Annotated in this window: 25 protein-coding genes; 11 read left to right on the plus strand and 14 right to left on the minus strand. The window is 72.2% G+C overall.

What is annotated here, in order from left to right:
• Positions 1 to 164: 164 nt before the first annotated feature.
• On the plus strand, positions 165 to 605 hold the full coding sequence (locus ABT403_RS25230) for a hypothetical protein (protein WP_344154095.1): 441 nt from the start codon (positions 165 to 167) through the stop codon (positions 603 to 605).
• 97 nt (positions 606 to 702) lie between these two features.
• On the opposite strand, the gene hisF is transcribed toward ABT403_RS25230, so the two are convergent.
• The 8 genes from hisF to hisD are packed head-to-tail and all read right to left on the minus strand — an operon-like array spanning position 703 to position 6,410.
• A complete protein-coding gene (gene hisF / locus ABT403_RS25235) occupies positions 703 to 1,458 on the minus strand; it encodes an imidazole glycerol phosphate synthase subunit HisF (RefSeq protein ID WP_344154092.1) in 756 nt (251 codons plus the stop codon).
• Complete coding sequence (locus tag ABT403_RS25240) at positions 1,455 to 1,853, minus strand: RidA family protein (RefSeq protein ID WP_344154089.1); 399 nt, start codon at positions 1,851 to 1,853, stop codon at positions 1,455 to 1,457. Before ABT403_RS25240 ends, hisF begins: the two co-directional genes overlap by 4 nt.
• Complete coding sequence (gene priA / locus ABT403_RS25245) at positions 1,850 to 2,581, minus strand: bifunctional 1-(5-phosphoribosyl)-5-((5-phosphoribosylamino)methylideneamino)imidazole-4-carboxamide isomerase/phosphoribosylanthranilate isomerase PriA (protein WP_344154086.1); 732 nt, start codon at positions 2,579 to 2,581, stop codon at positions 1,850 to 1,852. Before priA ends, ABT403_RS25240 begins: the two co-directional genes overlap by 4 nt.
• Positions 2,581 to 3,222: an imidazole glycerol phosphate synthase subunit HisH gene (gene hisH, locus ABT403_RS25250; protein ID WP_425580132.1), complete on the minus strand. Its 642-nt coding sequence runs from the start codon at positions 3,220 to 3,222 to the stop codon at positions 2,581 to 2,583. Before hisH ends, priA begins: the two co-directional genes overlap by 1 nt.
• Positions 3,219 to 3,386 carry a CG2302 family histidine operon protein gene (locus tag ABT403_RS25255; RefSeq protein ID WP_167747577.1) on the minus strand — a complete coding sequence of 56 codons (168 nt, stop codon included), beginning with the start codon at positions 3,384 to 3,386 and terminating at the stop codon, positions 3,219 to 3,221. Before ABT403_RS25255 ends, hisH begins: the two co-directional genes overlap by 4 nt.
• A 2-nt stretch (positions 3,387 to 3,388) precedes the next feature.
• Entirely contained in the window at positions 3,389 to 3,982 is a 594-nt protein-coding gene (gene hisB / locus ABT403_RS25260; RefSeq protein ID WP_344154077.1) for an imidazoleglycerol-phosphate dehydratase HisB, read from the minus strand.
• Entirely contained in the window at positions 3,979 to 5,091 is a 1,113-nt protein-coding gene (locus tag ABT403_RS25265; RefSeq protein ID WP_344154073.1) for a histidinol-phosphate transaminase, read from the minus strand. The genes hisB and ABT403_RS25265 overlap by 4 nt, the downstream gene beginning before the upstream one ends.
• Positions 5,088 to 6,410, minus strand: a complete 1,323-nt coding sequence (gene hisD / locus ABT403_RS25270) for a histidinol dehydrogenase (RefSeq protein WP_344154070.1) — start codon at positions 6,408 to 6,410, stop codon at positions 5,088 to 5,090. Before hisD ends, ABT403_RS25265 begins: the two co-directional genes overlap by 4 nt.
• A gap of 123 nt (positions 6,411 to 6,533) precedes the next feature.
• Here hisD and ABT403_RS25275 point away from each other — a divergent pair, with 123 nt between their 5' ends.
• The 3 genes from ABT403_RS25275 to ybaK are packed head-to-tail and all read left to right on the plus strand — an operon-like array spanning position 6,534 to position 9,427.
• Positions 6,534 to 8,135, plus strand: coding sequence for an oxidoreductase (locus ABT403_RS25275; RefSeq protein ID WP_344154067.1), 1,602 nt, complete (start codon positions 6,534 to 6,536; stop codon positions 8,133 to 8,135).
• 34 nt (positions 8,136 to 8,169) lie between these two features.
• Positions 8,170 to 8,910: an LON peptidase substrate-binding domain-containing protein gene (locus ABT403_RS25280; RefSeq protein WP_344154064.1), complete on the plus strand. Its 741-nt coding sequence runs from the start codon at positions 8,170 to 8,172 to the stop codon at positions 8,908 to 8,910.
• A 4-nt stretch (positions 8,911 to 8,914) separates the two neighbouring features.
• Positions 8,915 to 9,427 (plus strand): Cys-tRNA(Pro) deacylase, encoded by a 513-nt coding sequence (gene ybaK, locus ABT403_RS25285; protein WP_344154061.1) that lies wholly within the window; start codon positions 8,915 to 8,917, stop codon positions 9,425 to 9,427.
• A 41-nt stretch (positions 9,428 to 9,468) separates the two neighbouring features.
• Here ybaK and ABT403_RS25290 read toward each other — a convergent pair whose 3' ends face one another.
• The 4 genes from ABT403_RS25290 to ABT403_RS25305 are packed head-to-tail and all read right to left on the minus strand — an operon-like array spanning position 9,469 to position 13,252.
• Positions 9,469 to 10,089 (minus strand): hypothetical protein, encoded by a 621-nt coding sequence (locus ABT403_RS25290; RefSeq protein ID WP_425580131.1) that lies wholly within the window; start codon positions 10,087 to 10,089, stop codon positions 9,469 to 9,471.
• Between the two features lie 34 nt (positions 10,090 to 10,123).
• Positions 10,124 to 10,900 carry an ABC transporter permease gene (locus tag ABT403_RS25295; protein WP_344154058.1) on the minus strand — a complete coding sequence of 259 codons (777 nt, stop codon included), beginning with the start codon at positions 10,898 to 10,900 and terminating at the stop codon, positions 10,124 to 10,126.
• On the minus strand, positions 10,897 to 11,934 hold the full coding sequence (locus ABT403_RS25300) for an ABC transporter ATP-binding protein (protein ID WP_425580130.1): 1,038 nt from the start codon (positions 11,932 to 11,934) through the stop codon (positions 10,897 to 10,899). The genes ABT403_RS25295 and ABT403_RS25300 overlap by 4 nt, the downstream gene beginning before the upstream one ends.
• A 28-nt stretch (positions 11,935 to 11,962) precedes the next feature.
• Positions 11,963 to 13,252, minus strand: a complete 1,290-nt coding sequence (locus ABT403_RS25305) for an NYN domain-containing protein (protein WP_344154054.1) — start codon at positions 13,250 to 13,252, stop codon at positions 11,963 to 11,965.
• A 212-nt stretch (positions 13,253 to 13,464) separates the two neighbouring features.
• Here ABT403_RS25305 and ABT403_RS25310 point away from each other — a divergent pair, with 212 nt between their 5' ends.
• A complete protein-coding gene (locus ABT403_RS25310) occupies positions 13,465 to 13,632 on the plus strand; it encodes a hypothetical protein (protein ID WP_344154051.1) in 168 nt (55 codons plus the stop codon).
• Between the two features lie 99 nt (positions 13,633 to 13,731).
• Here the strand turns inward: ABT403_RS25310 and dnaE are convergent, their stop codons facing one another.
• The gene (dnaE, locus tag ABT403_RS25315) at positions 13,732 to 17,271 is read right to left on the minus strand and encodes a DNA polymerase III subunit alpha (RefSeq protein ID WP_344154048.1); all 3,540 of its coding nucleotides are present in this window, start codon (positions 17,269 to 17,271) and stop codon (positions 13,732 to 13,734) included.
• A 169-nt stretch (positions 17,272 to 17,440) separates the two neighbouring features.
• Between dnaE and ABT403_RS25320 the strand changes: the two genes are divergently transcribed.
• The 5 genes from ABT403_RS25320 to ABT403_RS25340 all read left to right on the plus strand — a co-directional run bounded on the left by ABT403_RS25320 (position 17,441) and on the right by ABT403_RS25340 (position 23,432).
• A complete protein-coding gene (locus ABT403_RS25320) occupies positions 17,441 to 18,766 on the plus strand; it encodes a DUF2252 domain-containing protein (protein WP_344154045.1) in 1,326 nt (441 codons plus the stop codon).
• Positions 18,767 to 18,890: 124 nt separating this feature from the next.
• Positions 18,891 to 19,583, plus strand: coding sequence for a hypothetical protein (locus ABT403_RS25325; RefSeq protein ID WP_344154042.1), 693 nt, complete (start codon positions 18,891 to 18,893; stop codon positions 19,581 to 19,583).
• A gap of 49 nt (positions 19,584 to 19,632) precedes the next feature.
• Positions 19,633 to 20,427, plus strand: a complete 795-nt coding sequence (locus tag ABT403_RS25330; RefSeq protein ID WP_344154039.1) for a DsbA family protein — start codon at positions 19,633 to 19,635, stop codon at positions 20,425 to 20,427.
• Positions 20,428 to 20,554: 127 nt separating this feature from the next.
• The gene (locus ABT403_RS25335) at positions 20,555 to 22,234 is read left to right on the plus strand and encodes an alkaline phosphatase D family protein (RefSeq protein ID WP_344154036.1); all 1,680 of its coding nucleotides are present in this window, start codon (positions 20,555 to 20,557) and stop codon (positions 22,232 to 22,234) included.
• A 232-nt stretch (positions 22,235 to 22,466) separates the two neighbouring features.
• Complete coding sequence (locus ABT403_RS25340) at positions 22,467 to 23,432, plus strand: zinc metalloprotease (RefSeq protein WP_344154844.1); 966 nt, start codon at positions 22,467 to 22,469, stop codon at positions 23,430 to 23,432.
• A 74-nt stretch (positions 23,433 to 23,506) separates the two neighbouring features.
• Here the strand turns inward: ABT403_RS25340 and ABT403_RS25345 are convergent, their stop codons facing one another.
• Positions 23,507 to 24,085: a dienelactone hydrolase family protein gene (locus ABT403_RS25345; RefSeq protein ID WP_344154033.1), complete on the minus strand. Its 579-nt coding sequence runs from the start codon at positions 24,083 to 24,085 to the stop codon at positions 23,507 to 23,509.
• A 65-nt stretch (positions 24,086 to 24,150) separates the two neighbouring features.
• Here ABT403_RS25345 and ABT403_RS25350 point away from each other — a divergent pair, with 65 nt between their 5' ends.
• A complete protein-coding gene (locus ABT403_RS25350; protein ID WP_344154841.1) occupies positions 24,151 to 25,188 on the plus strand; it encodes a mechanosensitive ion channel family protein in 1,038 nt (345 codons plus the stop codon).
• The last annotated feature ends 3 nt before the right edge of the window (positions 25,189 to 25,191 follow it).

Genomic DNA, 25,191 nt, shown 5'->3' on the forward strand with positions numbered 1-25,191 from the left:
GGGCGGGGAGACCGCCCCGCGCGGCGGGAGGGCGGTACCGCCGGGCCGGTGAAATCGGGCATGGCGCCCCGTGGGAAAAGGTTTCCGCACACCGCCCCGTCCCTACGCTCCGTCACGGATGCCGACCGTCTCGGCGTCGTCACCGTGGAAGGAACGGAACCCCCATGCGTCTTCGCACCACCGCCGCCGCCCTCGCCGGAGCCCTCGCGCTGGTCCTCCCCGCCGGAGCCCAGGCGTTCGCCGACGACGGCAAGGCCCTGAACTACGTGTACGTGGACCAGAGCAACCAGGAGAAGAACGGCCAGCTCAAGGACGCGGGCTCGGACAAATGCCACGCCCTGCCCTCCGCCGCGTCGGAGGTGGTCGAAGCGGTGAACGAGACCGACTCGGTGGCCCTGATCTTCGACGAGGCGGACTGCGGCGGCGAGCCCGTCGCCACCCTCCAGCCGGGTGAGAAGGCCGGCGACTTCCACGCCGCCTCGGTGGTCTTCCAGAAGGCGCACAAGCCGGAGCAGCAGCAGGCCGACCAGCAGGAGCAGCCGGGCCGCCAGGAGATGCAGAACGAGCACCCGGACGCGTCCGACTCCTACGACGACTTCCGCTAGGTCCGCGGACCGGACGGGGGAGCCGGGGGGACTCCCCCGGCTCCCCCGTCCGGCGCGTGCGCGGCCGCGACCGCGCCATGGCGGGCGGCGTCGGCGGTCAGCGGACCGGGTGGCCCGCCTCGCGCAGAGCCGTCTTGACCTCGGAGATCCGCAGGTCGCCGAAGTGGAACACCGACGCCGCGAGCACCGCGTCGGCGCCCGCCGCGATGGCGGGCGGGAAGTGCTCCAGCCTCCCGGCGCCGCCGGAGGCGATCACCGGGACGGTGACGTGCTTGCGGACGGCGGCGATCATCTCGGTGTCGTAGCCGTCCTTGGTGCCGTCGGCGTCCATCGAGTTGAGCAGGATCTCCCCGGCGCCCAGCTCGGCCGCCCGGTGCGCCCACTCGACGGCGTCGATGCCGGTGCCCCGGCGGCCGCCGTGGGTGGTGACCTCGAAGGATCCGCTCTCGGTACGGCGGGCGTCGACCGACAGCACCAGCACCTGGCGGCCGAAGCGCTCGGCGATCTCCTGGATCAGCTCCGGGCGGGCGATGGCGGCCGTGTTCACGCCCACCTTGTCCGCGCCGGCCCGCAGCAGCTTGTCCACGTCCTCGGCGGTGCGGACGCCGCCGCCGACCGTGAGCGGAATGAAGACCTGCTCGGCGGTCCGCCGGACCACGTCGTAGGTGGTCTCGCGGTTGCCGGAGGAGGCGGTGATGTCGAGGAAGGTGAGCTCGTCGGCGCCCTCGGCGTCGTAGAGCTTGGCCATCTCCACCGGGTCACCGGCGTCGCGCAGGTTCTGGAAGTTGACGCCCTTGACGACCCGGCCGTTGTCCACGTCCAGGCAGGGGATCACGCGTACGGCGAGGCTCATGCCGCCCCTCCTTCCGGAGCGACGGGCTCCTTGAACGCCTCGACCTCCACCTCGACGACCATGCTCGGGTCGACGAAACCGGAGACGATGATCATGGAGGCGGCGGGGCGGACGGTGTCGAAGAGGGTCTTGTGGGCGCGGCCCACCTCGTCGACGTCCCGGGCGTGGGTGAGGTACATCCGGGTGCGGACGACGTGCTCGGGGCCGAGACCGGCCTCTGCGAGGGCCTTGAAGGCCACCCCGAACGCGGTCATGGTCTGGTCGTACGGGCCGTCCACCCCGGCCGCCGTGCAGCCGGAGACCAGCACGAGGCCGTTGGGGAGGGCCACGGCGCGGGAGTAGCCGATGACGTCCTCGTAGGCGCCGCCGGAGGAGATGCGACGGATCTCGCTCATGCGCGGACCGCCTCCAGGGCCTCTTCCAGGGTGAAGGCCTTGGCGTACAGGGCCTTGCCGACGATGGCGCCCTCGACGCCCAGCGGCACCAGCTCGGACAGGGCCCGCAGGTCGTCCAGGGAGGAGACGCCGCCGGAGGCGACGACGGGCCGGTCGGTGGCCGCGCAGACGTTCCTCAGCAGCTCCAGGTTGGGGCCGGTGAGGGTGCCGTCCTTGCCGATGTCGGTGACCACGTAGCGGGCGCAGCCCTCGGAGTCCAGGCGGGCCAGGGTCTCGTAGAGATCGCCGCCCTCGCTGGTCCAGCCGCGGCCCTTGAGGGTGGTGCCGCGCACGTCCAGGCCGATGGCGATCCTGTCGCCGTGCTCGGCGATGGCCTTGGCGGCCCACTCCGGGGTCTCCAGGGCGGCGGTGCCGAGGTTGACGCGGGTGCAGCCGGTGGCGAGGGCCGCGGCGAGCGTGGCGTCGTCGCGGATGCCGCCGGACAGCTCCACCTTGATGTCCATGGCGCGGGTGATCTCGGCGACCAGGGCGCGGTTGTCGCCGGTGCCGAAGGCGGCGTCCAGGTCGACGAGGTGCAGCCACTCGGCGCCGGAGGCCTGCCAGGCGAGGGCCGCCTCCAGCGGGGAGCCGTAGGAGGTCTCGCTGCCGGAGACGCCGTGCACGAGGCGCACGGCCTGGCCGTCGCGGACGTCGACCGCGGGGAGGAGTTCGAGCGTGGGTGCGGTCATCACAGGGTCTCGATCCAGTTGGTGAGGAGCTGGGCGCCGGCGTCGCCGGACTTCTCGGGGTGGAACTGGGTGGCCCACAGGGCCCCGTTCTCCACCGCCGCGACGAAGCGCTCGCCGTGCGTGGCCCAGGTGACCTTGGGGCCCCTGATCCTGGGGTTGGTGACCTCCAGGGTCCAGTCGTGGGCCGCGTAGGAGTGCACGAAGTAGAAGCGGGCGTCGGCGTCCAGGCCGGCGAAGGCCTGGCTGTCCCCGGGCGCCTCGACGGTGTTCCAGCCCATGTGCGGGACGACGGGGGCCTTCAGCGGGCCGACCGTGCCGGGCCACTCGTCCAGGCCCTCGGTCTCGACGCCGTGCTCGATGCCGCGCTCGAAGAGGATCTGCATGCCGACGCAGATGCCCATGACGGGGCGGCCGCCGGAGAGGCGGCGGCCGATGATCCAGTCGCCGCGGGCGTCCTTGAGCCCCCGCATGCAGGCGGAGTAGGCGCCCACGCCGGGCACGAGGAGGCCGTCGGCGTCCATGGCCTTGTCGTAGTCGCGGGTGATCTCGACGTCCGCGCCGACGCGCGCGAGGGCGCGCTCGGCGGAGCGGACGTTGCCGAAGCCGTAGTCGAAGACCACGACGTTCTTCGATGCGCTCATTCCCAGATTCCTTGGATTCGCAGGATCCCCGCGGCCAGGCACATGGCGGAGCCGAGGGCGAGCAGAACGATCACCGACTTGGGCATCTTCTGCTTCTGGAAGGAGTAGACGCCCCCGGCCAGGAACAGGCCGAGGACGATCAGGACGGTGTTGAGGCCGTTCACGTCTAGAGGGCGCCCTTCGTGGAGGGCAGGATGCCGGCCGCGCGCGGGTCGAACTCGGCGGCGTAGCGCAGGGCGCGGGCCAGCGCCTTGAACTGGCACTCCACGATGTGGTGGGCGTTGCGGCCGTACGGGACGTGGACGTGCAGGGCGATCTGGGCCTGGGCCACGAAGGACTCCAGGATGTGCCGGGTCATCGTCGTGTCGTACTCGCCGATCATCGGCGCCATGTTCTCGGGCTCGGTGTGCACGAGGTAGGGGCGGCCGGAGAGGTCGACGGTGACCTGGGCGAGGGACTCGTCCAGCGGCACGGTGCAGTTGCCGAAGCGGTAGATGCCGACCTTGTCGCCGAGGGCCTGCTTGAAGGCGGCGCCCAGCGCGAGGGCGGTGTCCTCGATGGTGTGGTGGCTGTCGATGTGCAGGTCGCCGTCCGTCTTGACCGTGAGGTCGAAGAGGCCGTGGCGGCCGAGCTGGTCGAGCATGTGGTCGTAGAAGCCCACGCCCGTCGACACGTCGACCCGGCCGGTGCCGTCGAGGTTTATCTCGACCAGGACCGAGGTCTCCTTCGTGGTGCGCTCGACCCGTCCGATGCGGCTCATGCCTGCTGCTCCTTCTTCAGTGCGCGAACCGCTTCCAGGAACGCGTCGTTCTCGGCCGGGGTGCCGGCGGTGACCCGCAGCCACCCGGGTACTCCGTTGTCCCGGACCAGGACGCCCCGGTCGAGGATCTGCTGCCAGGCGGTGTGCGAGTCCTCGAACCGCCCGAACTGGACGAAGTTCGCGTCGGACTCGGTGACCTCGTAGCCGATGGCCCGCAGCTCGGCGACGAGGCGGTCCCGCTCGGCCTTGAGCTGCTCGACGTAGCCGAGCAGGGTGTCGGTGTGCTCCAGGGCGGCCAGCGCGGTCGCCTGGGTGACGGCGGACAGGTGGTACGGCAGGCGCACCAGCTGGACGGCGTCGACCACGGCGGGGTGCGCGGCGAGGTAGCCCAGGCGCAGGCCGGCGGCGCCGAAGGCCTTGGACATGGTCCGGGAGACCACCAGGTTCGGGCGGCCCTCGATCAGCGGGAGGAGGGAGTCGCGGTGGCTGAACTCCACGTACGCCTCGTCCACGACGACCAGGGACGGCTTGGCCGCCTGGGCGGCCTCGTAGAGGGCGAGGACCGTCTCCGCCTCGACCGCGGTGCCCGTGGGGTTGTTGGGCGAGGTGATGAAGACGACGTCGGGGGCGTGCTCGGCGATCGCCCGCTCGGCGGCCTCCACGTCGATGGTGAAGTCCTCGCGGCGGGGGCCGGAGATCCAGCCGGTGCCGGTGCCGCGCGCGATCAGGGCGTGCATCGAGTACGAGGGCTCGAAGCCGATGGCCGTCCGCCCCGGGCCGCCGAAGGTCTGGAGCAGCTGCTGGAGGACCTCGTTGGAGCCGTTGGCGGCCCAGACGTTCTCCTTGGCGACCGGGTGCTTGCCGGTACGGGTGAGGTAGGCGGCCAGCTCGGTGCGCAGCTCGACCGCGTCCCGGTCGGGGTAGCGGTTGAGGGTGCGGGCGGCGTCGGCGACGCGCTCGGCGATGCGCCGGACCAGGGGCTCGGGGAGCTCGTACGGGTTCTCGTTGGTGTTCAGCTGGACGGGGACGTCCAGCTGGGGGGCGCCGTAGGGGGACTTGCCGCGGAGCTCCTCGCGGATGGGCAGGTCGTCGATGCCGATGGTGCTCACTGGTTCGGCACCTTCCATCCGAAACGCGCCTTCAGGGCGGCGCCGTGCGCGGGCAGGTCCTCGGCCTCGGCGAGGGTGACCACGTGGTGGGTGACCTCGGCGAGGGCGTCGCGCGTGTAGTCGACGATGTGGATGCCGCGCAGGAAGGACTGCACGGACAGGCCCGAGGAGTGGCAGGCGCAGCCGCCGGTGGGCAGGACGTGGTTGGAGCCGGCGCAGTAGTCGCCGAGGGAGACCGGCGCCCAGGGGCCGACGAAGATCGCGCCGGCGTTGCGGACCCGGGCGGCCAGGGCGGCGGCGTCGGCGGTCTGGATCTCCAGGTGCTCGGCGCCGTACGCGTCGACGACCTTGAGGCCGTCCTCCAGGCTGTCGACGAGGACGATCGCGGACTGCTTCCCGGCGAGGGCGGGCTTGATCCGGTCCTCGACGTGCTTGGTGGCCGCGACCTGCGGCTCCAGCTCCTTCTCGACGGCGGCCGCGAGCTCCTCGGAGTCCGTGACGAGCACGGCGGCGGCCAGCGGGTCGTGCTCGGCCTGGCTGATCAGGTCGGCGGCGACGTGCACCGGGTCGGCCGTGGCGTCGGCGAGGACGGCGATCTCGGTCGGGCCGGCCTCGGTGTCGATGCCGATCTTCCCGGTGAAGTAGCGCTTGGCGGCGGCGACCCAGATGTTGCCGGGGCCGGTGACCATGTTCACCGGCAGGCACTCCTCGGTGCCGTACGCGAACATCGCGACGGCCACGGCGCCGCCGGCGGCGTACACCTCGTCCACGCCGAGCAGCGCGCACGCGGCCAGGATGGTCGGGTGCGGCAGGCCGCCGAACTCCCTCTGCGGCGGGGAGGCGAGCGCGATCGACTCGACGCCGGCCTCCTGGGCGGGGACGACGTTCATGACGACGGACGACGGGTACACGGAGCGGCCGCCGGGCGCGTACAGGCCGACGCGCTCGACCGGAACCCACTTCTCGGTCACGGTGCCGCCGGGGACCACCTGGGTGGTGTGCTCGGCGCGGCGCTGGCCCCGGTGCACGATCCGGGCGCGCCGGATGGACTCCTCCAGGGCGGCCCGGACGGCCGGGTCCAGCTCCTCCAGGGCGGCCGTGAGGGCCTGCGCGGGTACCCGGACCTGCGTGAGCTCGACCCCGTCGAACTTCCGCGCGTACTCGATCAGCGCCGCCGTGCCACGATGATGGACGTCCTCGCAGATGGGCCGCACCTTGTCCAGGGCGGCTTCCACGTCGAACTCGGCACGGGGCAGCAGATCGCGCAGGGCGCCACCCTCGGGGAGGGCGTCACCGCGCAGGTCGATACGAGAGATCACCCCCCAATTCTCTCAGACCGGCTCCCGCCACCGTTCGCCCGTATCACTGGCTGATACACGCCCCGGACGTCACGGCCTCCCTCTAGCGTTCCCTTACACGTAAATGACGGCGGGGGGGCTGCCATGGCGGATGTGCGGGCACAGGTGCACGCGGACGGGCGTCCGGACGACCTCACGGAGCCCGAGCGGCGCATGTGGGAGACGTTCCGGGCGGGCACGGTGTGCGATCTCAGCGCGCACTCGGCCGAACGGGACGACCCGCACGAGGGCCCGGCCTGGGGTCCCGAGCGGCGGGTCCGGGCGGAGGTGGTGGCCCACCTGCTGCTCGCCGGGCCCGCGCCGGTGCCCGGCCGGGTCGGCTGCCTGAAGCTGCGCGGCGCACGGATCACCGGCCGGCTGGACCTGTCCGGGGGCACGGTCTCCCCGTACGTGGAGATCCGCTCCTGCCGCTTCGACGGCGAGATCCAGCTCTCCGAGACCCGCTTCGGCACCCTGCGGCTGGACAACTGCGCGATCCCCCGGCTGGACGGGGCGCGCCTGCACACCGAGGGCGACCTGCACCTCGCGCGCTGCCGGGTGGCGCGCGGGCTCCGGCTGACCGACGCGCAGATCGGCACCGACCTGCTGATCAGCAGCAGCGTCGTGCAGCGGGACGGGCGGGGGCGGGCGATCGCCGCCGACGGGCTGGCGGTGGCCCAGGACTTCCAGGCCGAGCTGCTGGAGACGAACGGCGAGGTCAGCCTGCGCGGGGCCCGGGTCGGCGCCTCGATGAGCCTGCGCGGGGCCCGGCTGCGCAACCCCTACGGCCGGCGCGCCCTGAACGCGCCGACCCTCACCGTCGAGCGCACCCTGTACCTGACCTCCGCCGCCCTGGGGCCCGCGACCGGGGACGCGGAGCGCCCGTACGACTGGAGCCGGACCCCCACCCGGGGCGTTCCGGCACGGCCGTTCGAGTGCCGGGGCGGGCTGCGGCTGGACGACGGCCGCTTCGGGGACTCCGTCGACTTCTACGCGGCCCGCTTCGAGCTCCAGCCGGAGCAGGAGCTCTCGCTGCGCCGGATCCAGACGCCCGAGCTGCGCTTCGTCGGGGACGCGCCGGAGCAGGGCCGGGTGGTGCTGTCCGGGGCGAAGGTGGTGCGGCTGGTGGACCGCTCGACGAGCTGGCCGGGGCCGGGCCGGCTGCTGATGGAGGGCTTCGCCTACGAGACCCTCGCGCCCCGGGGGCACTTCCCGCTGGAGCGCCGGCTGGAGTGGGTCGGGGCGGCCAGCCCCGACTACTCGCCGGAGCCCTACGAGCGCCTCGCCGCCGTGCTGCGGGCGCGCGGGGAGGACGCGGACGCCCGCGAGGTGCTGCTGGCCAAGGAGCGGCGCCGGCGGGGCACGCTGTCGCCGGCGGGGCGGGCCTGGGGGCACCTCCAGGACTGGACGGTGCTCTACGGGTACCGGCCGGGGCGGGCGGCGTTGTGGATGGCGGTGCTGTGGGCGGCGGGCACCCTGCTGTTCCTGCGGCACCGCCCGGAGCCGATCAAGGCGGACGAGCACCCCGCCTGGAACGCCGCCCTGTACGCCCTCGACCTCCTCCTGCCGGTGATCGACCTGGGCCAGGAGGGCCAGTGGAAGACGGAGGGCGTCTGGCAGTGGGGGTCGGCGGCACTGGTCCTGCTGGGATGGATCCTGGCCACGACGGTGGCCGCCGGCGCGTCCCGGCTGCTGCGGCGGGGGTGACGGCCCGGCCGCCGCGGCCACTACCCTGTGGGTCGTGACCACCGTTCGCCTGCCCCTCTTCCCCCTGAACTCGGTACTGTTCCCGGGCCTCGTGCTGCCGCTGAACGTCTTCGAGGAGCGGTATCGCGCCATGATGCGCGAGCTGCTGAAGCTCGGTGAGGACGAGCCGCGCCGGTTCGCCGTCGTCGCGATCCGCGACGGCCGGGAGGTGGCCCCGACGGCGCCCGGGCTGCCCGACCCGACCGCCCTGCCCGAGAAGGGCCCGGCGGCGGGCTTCGGCACGGACCCGATCCAGGCGTTCCACCGGGTGGGCTGCATCGCGGACGCGGCGACCATCCGGGAGCGGGAGGACGGCAGCTTCGAGGTCCTGGCCACCGGTACGACGCGGGTGCGGCTGCTGTTGGTGGACGCCTCCGGGCCCTTCCTCGTCGCCGAGCTGGAGGAGCTGGCGGAGGACGCCGGGGACGGCGCGGGCGCCCTGTCGGAGGGGGTCCTGCGGGCCTTCCGCAGCTACCAGAAGCGGCTGGCGGGGGCGCGGGAGCGGTCCCTGGCCACGACGCCGGACCTGCCGGACGAGCCGTCGGTGGTGTCGTACCTGGTGGCGGCCGCGGCCGTCCTCGACATCCCGGCGAAGCAGCGCCTGCTCCAGGCGCCGGACACGGCGACGCGGCTGGCGGAGGAGCTGAAGCTGCTCCGCGCGGAGACGGCGGTCATCCGCCACCTGCCGTCCCTCCCGGCGGTGGAACTGACCCGCGCCCCGACGAGCCCGAACTGAGGCCATGGCCAAGAAGAAGCAGCAGACGGCAGGCACCCCGGCGATCACGTCCCTGACCGCGTCCGGCGTCGACTTCACCACCCACGCCTACGAGCACGACCCGGCGCACCCCTCCTACGGCGAAGAGGCGGCCGAGGCGCTGGGCGTCTCGCCGGAGCAGGTGTTCAAGACCCTGGTCGCGGAGGTCGACGGGGCCCTGACGGTCGCGGTGGTCCCGGTCTCGGGTTCCCTGGACCTGAAGGCCCTGGCCGCCGCGGTGGGCGGCAAGCGGGCGGCGATGGCGGACCCGGCACTGGCGGAGCGGACCACGGGATACGTGCGGGGCGGGATCTCCCCGCTGGGGCAGCGCAAGCGGCTGCCGACGGTCCTCGACGCCTCGGCGTCCGCCCACCCCACCATCTGCGTCTCGGCGGGCCGCCGCGGCCTGGAGGTCGAACTCGCCCCAACCGCCCTGGCGACCCTCACCGGGGCGGTCCTCGCCCCGATCGCCCGGCATTCCAGCCCCGCCGGCGTTTGAGGCGAATCTTGCAGCCCCGCCGGCGTTTGAGGCGGGAACGGTCAGCCCTGCGGCGGCTGCGCTTCCGCGTGGACGTGCGGCGGCGGGTACGTGCCCTCCCACGGGGCGGCCGGGGCCGGGTCCCGGGGCCCGAAGGCCGCCGTCAGGCACAGGTGGACGAGGGCGGCGGCCATCGGCCACCCCAGCAGCACCCCGTACGCCAGCAACTGCACCGGCGCGTCGAACGGCACCCCCACGCCGGCCTTCGCCGCCGCCGCGGCCACGTCGGAGCCGGGCCCCAGCCACAGCCCCATCCGCCAGCCCAGCAGCGCGGCGAAGCACGCCCCGACCGTGAGGCCGATGACCAGCGGGACGCCCCCGCGCCGCCGCCACAGGAACACCGCGAGCGCGCTCAGCGCGCCCAGCCCCAGCGACAGCAGGAAGAAGGTTCCGTCGGCGCCGATCCGCGCCTCGCCCTCGGTGTTCTTCAGGAAGACGGCCTGGCCGTTGGAGACGTACTGGACGCGCGGCGCGAGCCAGACCCACAGCAGCGCGAGGAGCGCCCCGGACACGCCCACCACCAGGGCGACGGCGGCCCCGTCCCGGATGTCCGCCGGGGTGACGGCGGGCTCCTGGTCGGGCAGGTCGACGGGCGGCAGCGGCGGGGTCACGGCTTCGGTCACCCCCACATCGTGCCAGGTGGCCCCGGCGGCCGCGTCAGCGGACCGCCGCCCGCCGGTACGCCCAGGTCGCGACGGCGAGGGAGACGACCCCCACCGCCGCGCACACGCCGAGGTCGGCGAGGACGGCCGCCCAGTCCGGGTGGGGGGCGAAGGTCCGTGCGAAGGCTTCCACCCCGTACGTCGAGGGCAGCAGGTTCCGGGCCCACACGATCACCTCCGGCATCCGCTCGGCCGGCAGCACCCCGAGCAGCAGCGCCGCCGACATGCCCAGCTGTCCGGCCAGGGTGGCCAGCTCCTGCCGGGGTGCCAGCAGGCCCAGCGCCGCGCCGAGCCCGGCCAGCGCCGCCCCGGCCAGCGGCACCACCGCGGCCAGGATCCACAGCCCGCCCATCGGCAGCCCGAACAGCACGCACCCGAAGACGGCCGTCACCAGCGTGCCCGGCAGGGTGAAGGAGGCGTACGCGGCGGCCGCGCCCAGCACCACCGCGGCGGGCGGCACCGGCAGGGTGGCGTAGTGGTCGAGCCCGCCGCTCGCCCGGAGCTGGCCGAAGTACTGGGCCAGCAGGTTGAGCGCGACGAAGGCGACGACCAGGACCGAGGAGCCGGCGACGACGGCCCGCGCCTCGGAGCCCCCGTCCACCACTCCCCTCATCAGGACCATGATGCCGACGGACTGGAAGGTGGCCACGAACAGCAGCGGTATGCGGGCCACCCGGGCCCGGGACAGCTGGGCCCGGTAGACGGCCGCGAGGGCGGGGAAGAGCCGGGCCCGGGGGGCCAGGACGGCGGCGGGGGCGGCAGCGGTGGTCACGACTTGACCAGACCCTTCATCCGGCCGCCCAGCGCGAGGTAGACGTCCTCCAGGCTCGGCGTGGCCAACGTGAAATCGTCGAGGGCGGCGAACGCCGGCCCGCCGGTGACGGCGGCGACGGCGGCGCGGGCCTCGTCCTGGCCCAGCCGCAGCACCCAGCGGCGTCCCGACTCGGCGGCCAGCGGCGCCAGCGCGGCGACCTCGGGCACCTCCAGCGGCGCGGCGGTGCGCCACACCAGTTCCAGGCGGACCTCGTCGGAGACCCGGGCCTTGAGGCCGGCCGGGGTGTCGCAGGCGATGACCCGGCCCTGGTCGATGACGGCGACCCGGTCGAGGACCGTCTCCGCCTCGATGACGTTGTGGGTGACCAGCAGCACCGTCGCGCCGTGCCCGGCGCGGCGCCGGTCCACGGCCGCCCAGACGGCGCGGCGGGCGACGGGGTCCATGCCGGTGGTGGGCTCGTCGAGGACGAGCACGGGCCGCTCCCCCACCAGCGCGGCGGCGAAGCAGGCGAGGCGCCGCTGTCCGCCGGAGAGCTTCTTCAGGGGGCGCCCGGCGATCTCGGTGAGCCCGAGCTCCTCCAGCACCTCGTCGCGCGCGGCCCGGGCGGCACGGGCGTCGAGTCCGCGCAGCCGGCCGGTGGTCTCGGCGGCCAGCGCGACGGTGAGCTCGTCGAGGGCGGTGGACTCCTGGCCGAGGTAGGCCAGGAGGCGCGAGGCCCGCTCGGGGTGGCGTACGAGGTCGTGGCCGAGCAGGGTGACGGAGCCGGCGTCGGGCCGCATCAGTCCGGTCAGCTGGCGGACCAGGGTGGACTTGCCGGCGCCGTTGGGGCCGAGGAGTCCGAAGATCTCGCCGCGCCGGACCTCCAGGGAGATCCCGTCGGTGGCCCGGGTCTCGGGCAGGGCGGGGGCGCCGCGCCGGCCGCGCACCGCGGGGTAGGTCTTGACCAGGTCACGCACCGCGCAGACCACCCCGGAAGCCGACCCTGCGGCCTGTGCCGTGGTGTGCCCTGCCTGTGCTGTGCCCGTACTCACGAGGGAGCAGCCTACGCGGCTTCCGCCCCTACTCGGCCGCCGGGGTCATCGGCGCCACCGGTGCGGAGGCCGCCGCTCCACCCACGTGCTCGGCCGCCGCCCGCACGTCGATCTCCCTCCAGAACCCGGCGCGGATGGCGTAGCGGTCGTGCTCGTCGATCTGGTCGTCCTTGTGCGCGAGGAGCCCGAAGCGGGCGGCGTAGCGCAGCAGCTCCCCGTCGATCCGGTGCGGGACGCGCGGGTACATGGTGGCGAGCTTCTGGAGGTGGACGGATTCCGGGAGGCGTTCCATCCAGCGGCGGGCGAAGACCTGGCCGACCTCGAAGGGGTCGCCGCCGACGGTGGTGATGTCCTCCTCGCGGTCCGCCCAGCGCTGCTCGGCGCTGGTGAGCTGGGCGAGGGTGGGCAGGGAGGCGGTCTCGGCGGGTTCCCCGAGGGGGCCGGGGCGGTCGATCCAGCCCTTGTCGGAGGACCAGCGCAGGGCGCTGCCGGCCGGGCTGGGGGCGGTGTGGGCGGGCGCGGCGGCGCCGTGGCCCTGGCCGGGGGCGCGGAGGGCGGCGAGGTCCTTGGGGGTGGGGACGGCGGGCTTGGCGCCCTCGGTGGCGGGCGCCGGTACGGCCGCTCCGTTCGCGGCGGGCTCGGGTGCGGGCGGGGTGCCGTTGCGGGCGGCCTCGGCGAGCGCGGCCTCGGGCAGCGGGGCGGAGAGGATGGCGGCGATCTCGGGGCGGGGGGCGGGCGCGGGGGCGCACAGCCCGGCGAGGTCGCGGGCGCGGACGGCGCGGGTGATCCAGGCGCGGTCGAGGACGCGGCGCTCGTCCGCCTCGGCGACGAGGTCCTCGGACTGGTTGTAGTCCCCGTCGGCGGCCTGGACGGCCCACAGGTGGACGGCGACGCCGTGTTCCTTGGCGGACATCAGTCCGGGCAGCAGGTCGCCGTCGCCGGTGACGAGGACCACGTCGGAGCAGGCCCGGTTGCGGGCGAGCTCGGTGAGTTCGGCGTGCATGGCGGCGTCGACGCCCTTCTGGGCCCAGCGGCCGTCGCTGCGGGTCAGGGCGCCGAGCCGGACGGTGACGCGGGGCATGACGCGCAGCCGGCGGTGTTCGGGCTGCGGCACCCGGTCGGGGGCGCCGTCGAACCAGTAGATCCGCAGGAGGGGCTGCTGGGTGTCGGCCTCGGCGCGCTCGCGCAGGCCCTGGATGAGGGCGGAGTGGTCGACGGTGATGCGGGAGCGCGAGGGTTCCCCCGCGAGGAGGCTCGCGGCCGCGCCCAGCAGGTATCCGGCATCCACCAGGACGACGCAGCGGTCCACGCGTTCCACCCTCTTCCGTGGGGGTCCTCGACAGGTTTTCCCCGAGTCTGCCCGACCGCAAGGGCGTTGAGGTCCGGAACTGGATCACCGGCGTGGCGTATCTCACGGGAAGCCCGGCGAGGCGCACCGCTACGCACGGCAATGATCCAAAATGCGCGGTTTGTTGCGGTGTGTGAGGGTGAAGGCGGCCCTGGCCCCTACACCCCCCACGGAGGCATCCCATGGCCAAGAACAAGAACCAGAAGCAGCCGGCGAAGCAGCAGCCGCGCCCGGGCGGGCAGGACATGCCGAAGGGCTCGACGGAGACCTCCGACGACCGCCCCACGCAGTCGCCCAGTCCGCTGGACATGGCTCACAAGAGCAAGTCGAAGCGCTTCGGCCACAACTGACGCCTCCGCGCGAGCGGTGATCGCGAAGGGGGCCCGCCCCGGCAGTGCCGGGGCGGGCCCCCTTCTCGCGCGCGGGGCCGGGCGCTCCGCCCGTCCGGGCTAACCGGCGAGGCAGGACGGGCCGAGCAGCACCTTGAGGTCGCCGAAGAGCGCCGGGTCGGGCTGGACCCGGTGGCGGTCCAGGCGCAGCACGGTCGTGGTGCGCGGGCCCTGGAGCTTGATCCGCACCTCGGTGTTGCCCTTGTGGTGGCGCAGGATCTCGCCCAGTCGGGTGACCATCGGCGGGGTGACCTTGACGGTGGGGATGGTGAGGACGACGGGGGCGTTGGTGCCGGCGGAGGAGAGGTCGGGGACCATCATCTCCATCGCGACGAGGCGGGGGACGTCCTCGCGCTTGTCGAGGCGGCCCTTGACGAAGACGACGGTGTCCTCGACCAGCTGGGTGGAGACGAGCTGGTAGGTGGCGGGAAAGAACATGCACTCGATGGAGCCGGCCAGGTCCTCGACGGTGGCGATGGCCCAGGCGTTGCCCTGCTTGGTCATCTTGCGCTGGAGGCCGGAGATGATGCCGCCGATGGTGACGACGGCGCCGTCGGAGTGCTCGCCGCCGGTCAGCTGGGAGATGCCGGCGTCCGTCTTGTCGGAGAGGACGTGTTCCAGGCCGAAGAGCGGGTGGTCGGAGACGTAGAGGCCGAGCATCTCGCGCTCTTGGGCGAGCAGGTAGGACTTCTCCCACTCGACGTCGGAGAACTCCACGTCGAGGCCGAAGCCGGGCTCGGTGCTCTCCTCGTCACCCATTCCGCCGAAGAGGTCGAACTGTCCCTCGGCCTCCTTGCGCTTGACCGCGACCACGTTGTCGATCATCGATTCGTGGTGGGCGACCAGGCCCTTGCGGGTGTGGCCCATCTCGTCGTAGGCGCCGGCCTTGATCAGGGATTCGATGGTGCGCTTGTTGCAGACGACGGCCTCGACCTTGTCGAGGAAGTCGGGGAAGGAGGAGTACTTGCCCTTGGACTTCCTGGTCTTGATGATCGAGTCGACGACGTTCTGGCCGACGTTGCGGACGGCGGTGAGGCCGAAGAGGATCACGTCGTCGCCCTGGGCAGCGAAGTTGGACTCGGACTCGTTGACGTTGGGCGGGAGCACCTTGATGCCCATGCGCCGGCACTCGTTCAGGTAGATCGCGGACTTGTCCTTGTCGTCCTTGACCGAGGTGAGCAGGCCCGCCATGTACTCGGCGGGGTAGTTCGCCTTGAGGTAGGCGGTCCAGTAGGAGACGAGGCCGTACGCGGCCGAGTGGGCCTTGTTGAAGGCGTAGCCGGCGAAGGGGACCAGGACGTCCCAGAGGGCCTGGATGGCCTGGTCGGAGTAGCCGTTCTTGCGGGCGCCCTCCTGGAAGATCGTGAAGTTCTTCGCGAGCTCCTCGGGCTTCTTCTTGCCCATCACGCGGCGCAGGATGTCGGCCTCGCCGAGCGAGTAGCCGGCGATGATCTGGGCGGCCTTCTGCACCTGCTCCTGGTAGACGATCAGGCCGTAGGTGACCGCGAGCACCTCTTCGAGGGGCTTCTCCAGCTCGGGGTGGATCGGGGTGATCTCCTGCTGCTTGTTCTTGCGCAGGGCGTAGTTCGTGTGCGAGTTCATGCCCATCGGGCCCGGGCGGTAGAGCGCGGACACGGCGGAGATGTCTTCGAAGTTGTCGGGCTTCATCAGGCGCAGCAGGGAGCGCATGGGGCCGCCGTCGAACTGGAAGACGCCGAGGGTGTCGCCGCGGCTGAGCAGTTCGAAGGTCTTGGGGTCGTCCAGAGGGAGGCCCAGGAGGTCGATGTCGATCCCCTTGTTGGCCTTCACCATCTTGACGGCGTCGTCCATGATCGTGAGGTTGCGCAGGCCGAGGAAGTCCATCTTCAGCAGGCCGAGCGACTCGCAGCTCGGGTAGTCCCACTGGGTGATGGTGACGCCGTCGGTGTGCCGCACCCAGACGGGCACGTGGTCGGTGATCGTCTCGCTGGACATGATCACGCCGGCGGCGTGCACGCCCATCTGGCGGACCAGGCCCTCCACACCGCGGGCGGTGTCGATGACCTTCTTCACGTCGGGCTCGTTCTCGTACATCCCGCGGATCTCGCCGGCCTCGCTGTAGCGGGGGTGCGAGGGGTCGAGGATGCCGGAGAGCGGGATGCCCTTGCCGAGGACGTCGGCGGGCATGGCCTTGGTGAGCCGGTCGCCCATGGCGTACGGGTAGCCCAGGACGCGCGCGGAGTCCTTGATCGCGTTCTTGGCCTTGATGGTGCCGTAGGTCCCGATCATGGCGACCTTGTCCTCGCCGTACTTCTCGGTGACGTACCGGATCACCTCGACGCGCCTGCGCTCGTCGAAGTCGATGTCGACATCGGGCATGGAGACGCGCTCGGGGTTCAGGAAGCGCTCGAAGATCAGACCGTGCGTGAGCGGGTCGAGGTCGGTGATGCCCATGGCGTACGCGACGATCGAGCCGGCCGCGGAGCCTCGGCCCGGGCCGACCGCGATGCCCTGGTTCTTGGCCCACATGATGAAGTCGGCGACGACGAGGAAGTAGCCGGGGAAGCCCATCGAGATGATCGTGTCCATCTCGTACTCGGCCTGCTTCATCCGATCCTCGGGGATGCCTCCCGGGTAGCGGCGGTGCATGCCGCGCATGGTCTCCTCGCGGAACCAGCTGACCTCGGTGTGGCCCTCCGGGATGTCGAACTTCGGCATCAGGTTCCGGAACTTGAACATGCCCTCGGTGTCGATCTGGTCCGCGACCAGCTTCGTGTTGGCGCAGCCCTCCTGCCAGGCGTCCGAGGAGTCGATGGCGTACATCTCGTCGGTCGACTTGAGGTAGTAGCCGGAGCCGTCGAAGCGGAAGCGGTCGGGGTCCGAGAGGTTCTTGCCGGTCTGGATGCAGAGCAGGGCGTCGTGGGCGCCGGCCTCGTGCGCGTACGTGTAGTGGGAGTCGTTCGTGACCAGCGGCGGGATGCCGAGCTTCTTGCCGATCTCCAGCAGGCCGTCGCGGACCCGGCGCTCGATCTCGATGCCGTGGTCCATCAGCTCCAGGAAGTAGCGGTCCTTGCCGAAGATGTCCTGGTACTCGGAGGCCGACTTGAGGGCCTCGTCGAACTGGCCGAGGCGAAGGCGCGTCTGGAGCTCGCCGGAGGGGCAGCCGGTGGAGGCGATCAGGCCCTCGGACCACTGGCTGATGGTCTCCTTGTCCATCCGCGGCCACTTCGTGAGCCAGCCCTCCTTGTAGGCGTCGGAGGAGAGCCGGAAGAGGTTGTGCAGGCCGGTGGCGTTCGCCGCCCAGATGGTCTTGTGGGTGTAACCGCCGGAGCCGGAGACGTCGTCCCGCTTCTGGTGCGGCTGGCCCCACTGGATGCGCCGCTTGTTGCGCCGGGACTCGGGGGCGACGTACGCCTCGATACCGATGATCGGGGTGACCCCGGCCTTCTGGGCGGAGTGGAAGAAATCGTACGCGCCGTGGAGGTTGCCGTGGTCGGACATGGCGATGTGCGTCATGCCCATTTCATTGCAGGCGGCGAACATGTCCTTCAGCCGAGCCGCACCGTCCAGCAGCGAGTACTGGGTGTGGACGTGCAGGTGCGTGAAGGGCGTCTTCGACACGGTGGGGGCCTCCGGGGGCGAGAGGGGCGGCAGCTATGAATCCTACGTCCCGCGGGTGACAGATCCGGGGCACGCGGAGATACGGTCGGGCGTTGCAGAACCAGGAACACACGTCCGACGTCCAGTCGGTCAGAACCCGTACCACCCCGTGCACCAGGAGGCATCCGCCATGGCGGTTCCCGAGACGACCGACGAGCAGCGCGCCGAGCAGATACTCGATGTGTTCGACACCGCTTTCGGTGAGCTGCTCGCCGCCGACCCCGCCGCCTTCCAGGTCAAGTTCCGGAAGATGGCGGCCTCGGCCTTCGCCTTCTACCGGGGCACGGCCTGCCTCTTCTACGCCGACCTGGAGCGCGACCGCCACGGCGGCCCCTACCTGGACGAGCGCACCGGCCGGGTCTGGATCCACGGCGATCTCCACGCCGAGAACTTCGGCACGTACATGGACTCCAACGGCCGGCTGATCTTCAACGTCAACGACTTCGACGAGGCGTACGTCGGCCCCTTCACCTGGGACCTCAAGCGCTTCGCCGCCTCCGTCGCCCTGATCGGCTACACCAAGGCGCTCAGCGACGAGCAGATCAGCTCCCTGGTGCGCACCTACGCGGCCGCCTACCGCGAGCGCATCCACCAGCTGGCCACCGGCGCCAAGAACGAGGAAGTGCCCTCCTTCACCCTGGACACCGCCGAGGGCCCCCTGCTGGACGCCCTGCGCGACGCCCGCTCCCGCACCCGCTTCTCCCTGCTGGACTCGATGACCGAGATCCGCGACCACGAGCGCCGCTTCTCCGAGGGCGGCGGGGCGATCGAGCTGGACGCGGCCACCCGCTACAAGGTGCTGGCCGCCTTCGACGGCTACCTGGAGACCCTCCCCGAGGAGTCCCTGGTGCGCCCGGACTCCTACCGGGTCAAGGACGTGGTGGGCCGCCGGGGCGTGGGCATCGGCTCGGCCGGGCTGCCCTCGTACAACATCCTGCTGGAGGGGCACAGCGACGCCCTGGAGAACGACGTCGTGATCTACCTCAAGCAGGCGCAGACCCCGGCCGTCTCCCGGCACATCACCGACCGGGCGGTCCGCGAGTACTTCCAGCACGAGGGCCACCGCACGGTGATCTCCCAGCGGGCCCTCCAGGCGCACGCCGACCCGTGGCTGGGCTGGACCGAGCTGGACGGCGCCGGGCAGCTGGTCGCGGAGGTCTCCCCGTACGCGGTGGACCTGGACTGGTCGGACCTGGACGACCCGGAGGAGATCGCGGCGGTGGTCGCGGACCTCGGCCGGGCCACGGCCACCATGCACGCCTCGGCCGACGAGGCGGAGAGCGGCCAGTCCCTGGTCCCCTTCTCCACCGAGCGCGCCATCGACGCGGCCATCGCCGCCGACGAGGAGGGCTTCCCCAAGCTCCTGGTCGACTTCGCCCACGCCTACGGGGCCCGGGCCCGCGCGGACCACCAGATCTTCGTGGACCTGTTCCGCAACGGCCGGATCACCTCGTAGGCCCTCCGGGCTCGGTCCGTCGGCCCGGTCCGTGGCCCCGGTCCGTCGGGCCCGGCCGCGGATCCTGGCCGACAAGGCACCCCGTCCCCCCGCCCTCACAGGAAGTCATGGCAGACTCGCGGCGATGGACATATCAGGGGCGGGAATCCGGGGGCTGCGGGCCGCGCTGTTCAGCGCGCTCGTCGTGCTGCTCTCGGCCGGCTCCCACGTGCTCCTGTCCCGGGTGCCCATGCCGCCCGCGCTGCTGGGCGGGGCCTTCGCCGGGGTCTTCGCGATCGCCTACGTCCTCGCCGGCCGCGAGCGCGGCTTCGGCGCGATCGCCGGGCTGCTGGTCCCGCTGGAGCTGACGGCCGACACCGTCTTCACCGCCGGGCAGCGCGTCTGCTACGGCCCCTCCGGCGGGCCGGTCTCCGGCCCGCTGCACGCGCTGGGCCTGGACGGCCTGTGCGGCGGGACCCCGGTGGGCGGGCCGCTGGCCGAGGTGACCGGCCCCGCCGGCGACCCGGCCGCGCTGCCGGCCGCGCCCGGGCCGTGGACGCCCTGGCTGCTGCTCGGCGCGCACGTCGGAGTCGGGCTGCTCGCCGCCGCCTGGCTGCGTCACGGCGAGCGGGCCCTGGGACGGCTGCTGCGGGCCGTCGCCGCCCTCGCCTTCCGGCCGCTGCTGCTGGCGGCGGCCTCGGTGGCGGCGGCCCCCGGCCGGACCCGGCGGGCGCTGCGCCCGCGGCGGTCCGGCGCCGTGGCCCGTACCCGCTTCCCCGCGCACTCCGTGGGCCGGCGGGGACCTCCCGTACGGACGGCGACGCATCTGTGCGTCTGACCCGTACGTACCGGACAGTCCCCCCTTTTCCACCTCCCCGGAGATCACCATGAGTGCACGCAACAGCCAGCAGAACAAGGCCGCCGCCCGCGAGAAGCTGCGCGTCGAGCGCGAGAAGCAGGCCAAGAAGGACAAGGCCCGCCGCCAGGTGTTCGTGGCCGGCGGCGTCGTCGCGGCGCTCGCGCTGGCCGGCGGCATCGGCTACGCGGTCGTGCAGTCCAGCCAGCCCGGCTACTGGGAGAAGGCCGCCGAGGCCACCCTGGTCAAGCCGAAGAACACCGAGGGCGCGGACGGCCTGACCGTGGTCATCGGCAAGCCCGAGGCGAAGAAGACCCTCGACCTCTACGAGGACCCGCGCTGCCCCGCCTGCGCCGCCTTCGAGCAGACGGTCGGCGACCAGGTCCGCAAGGACGTCGACGCCGGCAAGTTCAAGCTCAGCTTCCACGGCGCCACCTTCATCGACAACGGCGCCAAGGGCGTGGGCTCGAAGAACGCGCTCAGCGCGCTGGGCGCGGCGCTGAACGTGAGCCCCGAGGCCTTCCTCGACTACAAGGCCGCCCTCTACTCCAAGGCGCTGCACCCCGACGAGACCGTCGACAGCTTCGCGAAGGACGAGTACCTCATCAAGGTCGCGGACACCGTCCCGGCGCTCAAGGGGAACGCCGAGTTCAAGAAGGCCGTCGAGGACGGCACCTACGACCGGTGGGCGATGGACATGTCGAGCGCCTTCAACAAGTCCGGCGTGACGGGCACCCCGACGCTCAAGATGGACGGCAAGAAGATCGACACGCCGGCCACCCCGGAGGCGTTCACCGCGGCGATCGACAAGGCGATCGCCGGCTGATCCGGCCGCCGGGCCGCCCTTACTCCGCATTACCGCCGAAACGGGCGGGCGAACTCTCAAAGTTCGCCCGCCCGTTGTCGTTCAGTGACTGTTCCCGGCCACATACCGATCAGTAATATGACCACCCGTGACCAGTCATCTCACCCCCCTTTCCCCTGCGGCGGGTTCCGCCGCGGGCGCGGCCAGCCCGCGCCGCCGCACGGTCGTCCTGGCCGCCGCGGCCACGGCGGCCCTCGCGCCGATCGCCCTGGGTGCCTCCACCGCCCGGGCCGCCGAGTCCGCCCCCGCCTTCCTGCACGGCGTCGCCTCCGGCGACCCGCTGCCCGACGGCGTCCTGCTGTGGACCCGTGTCACCCCCGTCCCCGAGGCCGTGCCCGGCTCCGGGGTGGGCCCGGACACGGTGGTGGGCTGGGAGGTGGCCGAGGACAAGGCCTTCTCCAGCGTCGTCGCACGTGGTTCCGTCACCGCGAGCGCCGCCTCCGACCACACCGTCAAGGCGGACGTGCGCGGCCTGCGCCCGCACACCCCGTACTGGTACCGCTTCACCGCCGGCGCCGCCGTCTCGCCGGTCGCCCGCACCCTCACCGCCCCGGCGGCCGACGCGGCCACCCCGGGCGTGCGCTTCGGCGTGGTCTCCTGCTCCAACTGGGAGTCCGGCTACTTCTCGGCGTACCGGCACCTGGCCGCCCGCACCGACCTGGACGCGGTCCTGCACCTGGGTGACTACATCTACGAGTACAAGACCGGCGAGTACCCGGCCGCGAAGTACGTCGTACGCCAGCACGAGCCGAAGAACGAGATCATCACGCTGGCCGACTACCGGACCCGGCACGGCCAGTACAAGACGGACCGCGACACCCAGGCGATGCACGCGGCCCACCCCATCGTGGCCATCTGGGACGACCACGAGTTCGCCGACAACGCCTGGTCGGGCGGCGCGAACAACCACACCCCGGGGACCGAGGGCGACTGGGCGGCCCGCGCGGCCGCGGCCAAGCAGGCGTACTTCGAGTGGATGCCCGTGCGCACCTCCATCGCCGGTACCGTGTACCGTCGCCTGCGCTTCGGCAGCCTGGCCGACCTGCACCTGCTGGACCTGCGCTCCTTCCGCTCGGAACAGGCCAAGGCCGGCAGCGGCGCGGTGGACGACCCGGAGCGCACCATCACCGGGCGGGCGCAGCTGGACTGGCTCAAGGCCGGGCTGGCGGCCTCGACGGCGACGTGGAAGCTGGTCGGCACCTCGGTGATGATCTCCCCGGTGGCCTTCGGCTCCCTGCCCGCGCACCTGCTGCAGCCGCTCACGCACCTGCTGGGCCTGCCCGACGGCGGGCTCGCGGTCAACACGGACCAGTGGGACGGCTACACGGACGATCGCAAGGAACTCCTGGGCCACTTGAAGGACCGGAACATCAAGAACACGGTGTTCCTGACCGGAGACATCCACATGGCCTGGGCGAACGACGTCCCGGTGAACATGGCCACCTACCCGGGTTCGGGCACGGTGGGCACCGAGTTCGTGGTCACCTCGGTGACCTCCGACAACATAGACGACACACTGCACGTACTGCCGCACACGGTCTCGGTCGTGGCGGAATCGGCCATCAAGGCCGCCAACTGGCACGTGAAGTGGCTGGACATGGACTCGCACGGATACGGCGTCCTGGACGTGACGTCCGAGCGCTCGCAGATGGACTACTACGTGGTTTCGGACAAGCGGCGCCAGGACGCGACCTCGTCCTGGGCCCGCTCGTACCGCACGCTGAACGGGACGCAGAAGGTGGAGCGGGTCGACCAGCCCGTCCGCTGAATCACCTGATACACCGTCAAATCTGCTGCGTGACGGGGCTCCTGGTGCAGACCAGGAGCCCCGGATGTACCGCAGGCAACAAATCTTTAACTTCCGGGTACTTGCGGAATGAATGACATGCACACATAAACTTCCGGCCAGCGTGAGGAAATACCTCACCCCCCACCACGCTTGCCGAGGAGTCACCGTGCGCGCCGCTGCCCGCATATCCCCCCTTCTCCGCCGCCGCCTCATGGGTACGGCCGTCCTGGCCTCCACCCTGGCCTTCGCCCCGCTGACCGCCCCCACCACGGTCGCCACCGCAGCCCCCAAGACCGGTGCCGAGGCCTGTGCCCAGCAGGGCTCCGCCCCTGCCAACGCCCGCGTCGCCAAGCCCAAGGCCGACCACGCGGCCGAGCCCAACGAGCTGTCCGAGTCCCAGACCAAGGCCATGGACGCGGACCTCAAGAAGAAGCTCAGCCAGATGCAGCTGTCGCCGCAGCAGGTCTACGGCGCGCGCGAGGGCGTCACCTCCCTGGCCGCCGTCACCACCATCCCGGTGTACGTCCACGTGATCACCTCCGGCACCGCCGGCAAGCTGACCGCCACGGACATCAACAACCAGATCAACGTCCTGAACGCCGCCTACAGCGGCCAGGGCAACGGCAACGTCGACTCCGGCTACCAGTTCTCGCTGGCCGGAACCGACTACACCGACAACGACGCCTGGTACAACGTCTCGGACGGCACCCAGGCCGAGAAGGACATGAAGACCGCCCTGCGCAAGGGCGGCAAGAACGCGCTCAACCTCTACACCGCCAACCTCGGCGGCGGCCTCCTCGGCTGGGCCACCTTCCCGAGCTCCTACGCCTCCGCCCCCTCGATGGACGGCGTCGTCATCCTCAACTCCTCGCTGCCCGGCGGCTCCGCCGCCAACTACAACGAGGGCGACACCGCCACCCACGAGGTCGGCCACTGGATGGGCCTGTACCACACCTTCCAGGGCGGCTGCTCGGGCAGCGGCGACTCCGTCTCCGACACCCCGGCCGAGAAGAGCGCGGCCTTCGAGTGCCCGACCGGCCGTGACTCCTGCACCACCAAGGCGGGCGTGGACCCGATCCACAACTTCATGGACTACACGTACGACTCGTGCATGTACCAGTTCACCGCCGGCCAGGTGGCGCGCATGAAGAGCATGTGGACCGCCTACCGCGCCTGATCGCGCGCACCGCTCCACACACGGCAGGGCCCGGCGCACCGAGCGCCGGGCCCTGCCCGCTGTACCGCGTCCCCCTACAGGCTGTCGAGGAAGGCCAGCGCGATCCGCCAGACCTCCTCGGCGGCGTCCCCGTCGTAGTCGTCCAGGTCCGGGTCCGTGAACAGGTGGCCGGCACCCGGGTAGCTGTGGATCTCCACGTCCGCCCCGGCCCGCCGCATCCGCAGGTACCAGGCGGTCAGCCAGTCGTGCGTCTCGAAGGGATCCGGGTCCGCCATGTGCAGCTGCACCGGCAGTTCGTCGGCCGACGTGCCGTCCTCCAGGTCCGCCGTGCCGTGCAGGAGCAGCAGCCCGCGCGCCTTGTCGTCGGCCAGCGCCAGGTGCTGGGCGACCGAGCCGCCGAAGTCGAAACCGGCGTAGACCAGGCCCTCGTCGGAGAAGGGCGCGGAGGCCAGCACCGCACGCTTGAGCAGCTCGTCGCGGCCGACCTCCTCCAGGTGGGCCACGCCCTCCTCGAACGTCTCGAACGTACGGCCCTCGAAGAGGTCGGGCACCTGCACCCGGTGTCCGGCGCCGCGCAGCCGGTCGGCCGCCGCGTGCACCGCGGGCCGCAGCCCGTACGTCGAGTGGAAGAGCATGATGTTCATGCGTCCCATCGTGCCATTGGATCGCAAAGGCCGGAGTCCGGCGCCGCCCCGGGGATAGGTTCTCCCGCATGGAGATGGAGAACGTCCTGCGTCCCGCCACCGCCGTCTGCGCCGTACTCATCCTCACCCTGCTCGCCGCCTGGCTGCTGGACCTGCTGCTGCGCCAGGCCGACGCCCGGCACACCGAGACCCCGCTGTGGGGGCTGCTGCGCCGCTGCGGCCCGCCCTTCCGGCTGGTCCTGGCCACGGCCGCGCTCCAGGCCGCGTACCGGCCCGCGCGCCTCCTCCCCGGCCACGCGGCCGCCGTGGGCCACGTCCTGACCCTGGTCCAGATCGCCTCGACGGCCTGGCTGCTCGTCCGCATCGCCACCGCGGTCGTCGACTCCGCGTACGCCCGCTACGCCGCCTCCGCGCCGGACGACCCCCGGGTGCGGCGCGTGCGGACCCAGGTCACGCTGATCCAGCGGGCGCTCACGGCCGTGGCCGTCCTGGTCGCCGCCGCCGCGATGCTGCTGACCTTCCCCGCGATGCGCACCGTCGGCGCCTCCGTGCTGGCCTCGGCCGGGGTCCTCGGCATCGTGGCCGGCATCGCCGCCCAGGCCTCCCTCGGCAACCTCTTCGCCGGACTCCAGATCGCCTTCGGCGACACCGTCCGCATCGGCGACACGGTCGTCGTGGACAAGGAGTGGGGCAAGGTCGAGGAGATCACCCTGACGTTCCTGGTGGTCCGCACCTGGGACGAGCGCCGGATCACGATGCCCGTCTCGTACTTCACGAGCAAGCCGTACGAGAACTGGTCGCGCGGCGGCGCCCAGATGACCGGCACCGTCTTCTGGCACCTGGACCACTCGGCGCCCGTCGCGCTGATGCGGGACAAACTCGCCGAACTCCTCAAGGACATCCCCGAGTGGGACGGCCGCACGGGCGGCCTGGCCGTGACGGACACCACACCGAACACGATCCTGGTCCGCGCGGTGGTCACCGCGAAGGACGCCGACGACCTGTGGACCCTGCGCTGCGCGGTCCGCGAGCGGCTGATCACCTGGCTGGCGGCGGAGCACCCGTACGCCCTCCCCCGCGTCACCACGGCGGAGGCCCCGCCACGGGCCTGACGG

Origin of the sequence: Streptomyces sp. NPDC000075, assembly GCF_040301925.1 — a bacterium.
GTDB lineage: Bacteria > Actinomycetota > Actinomycetes > Streptomycetales > Streptomycetaceae > Streptomyces > Streptomyces polychromogenes.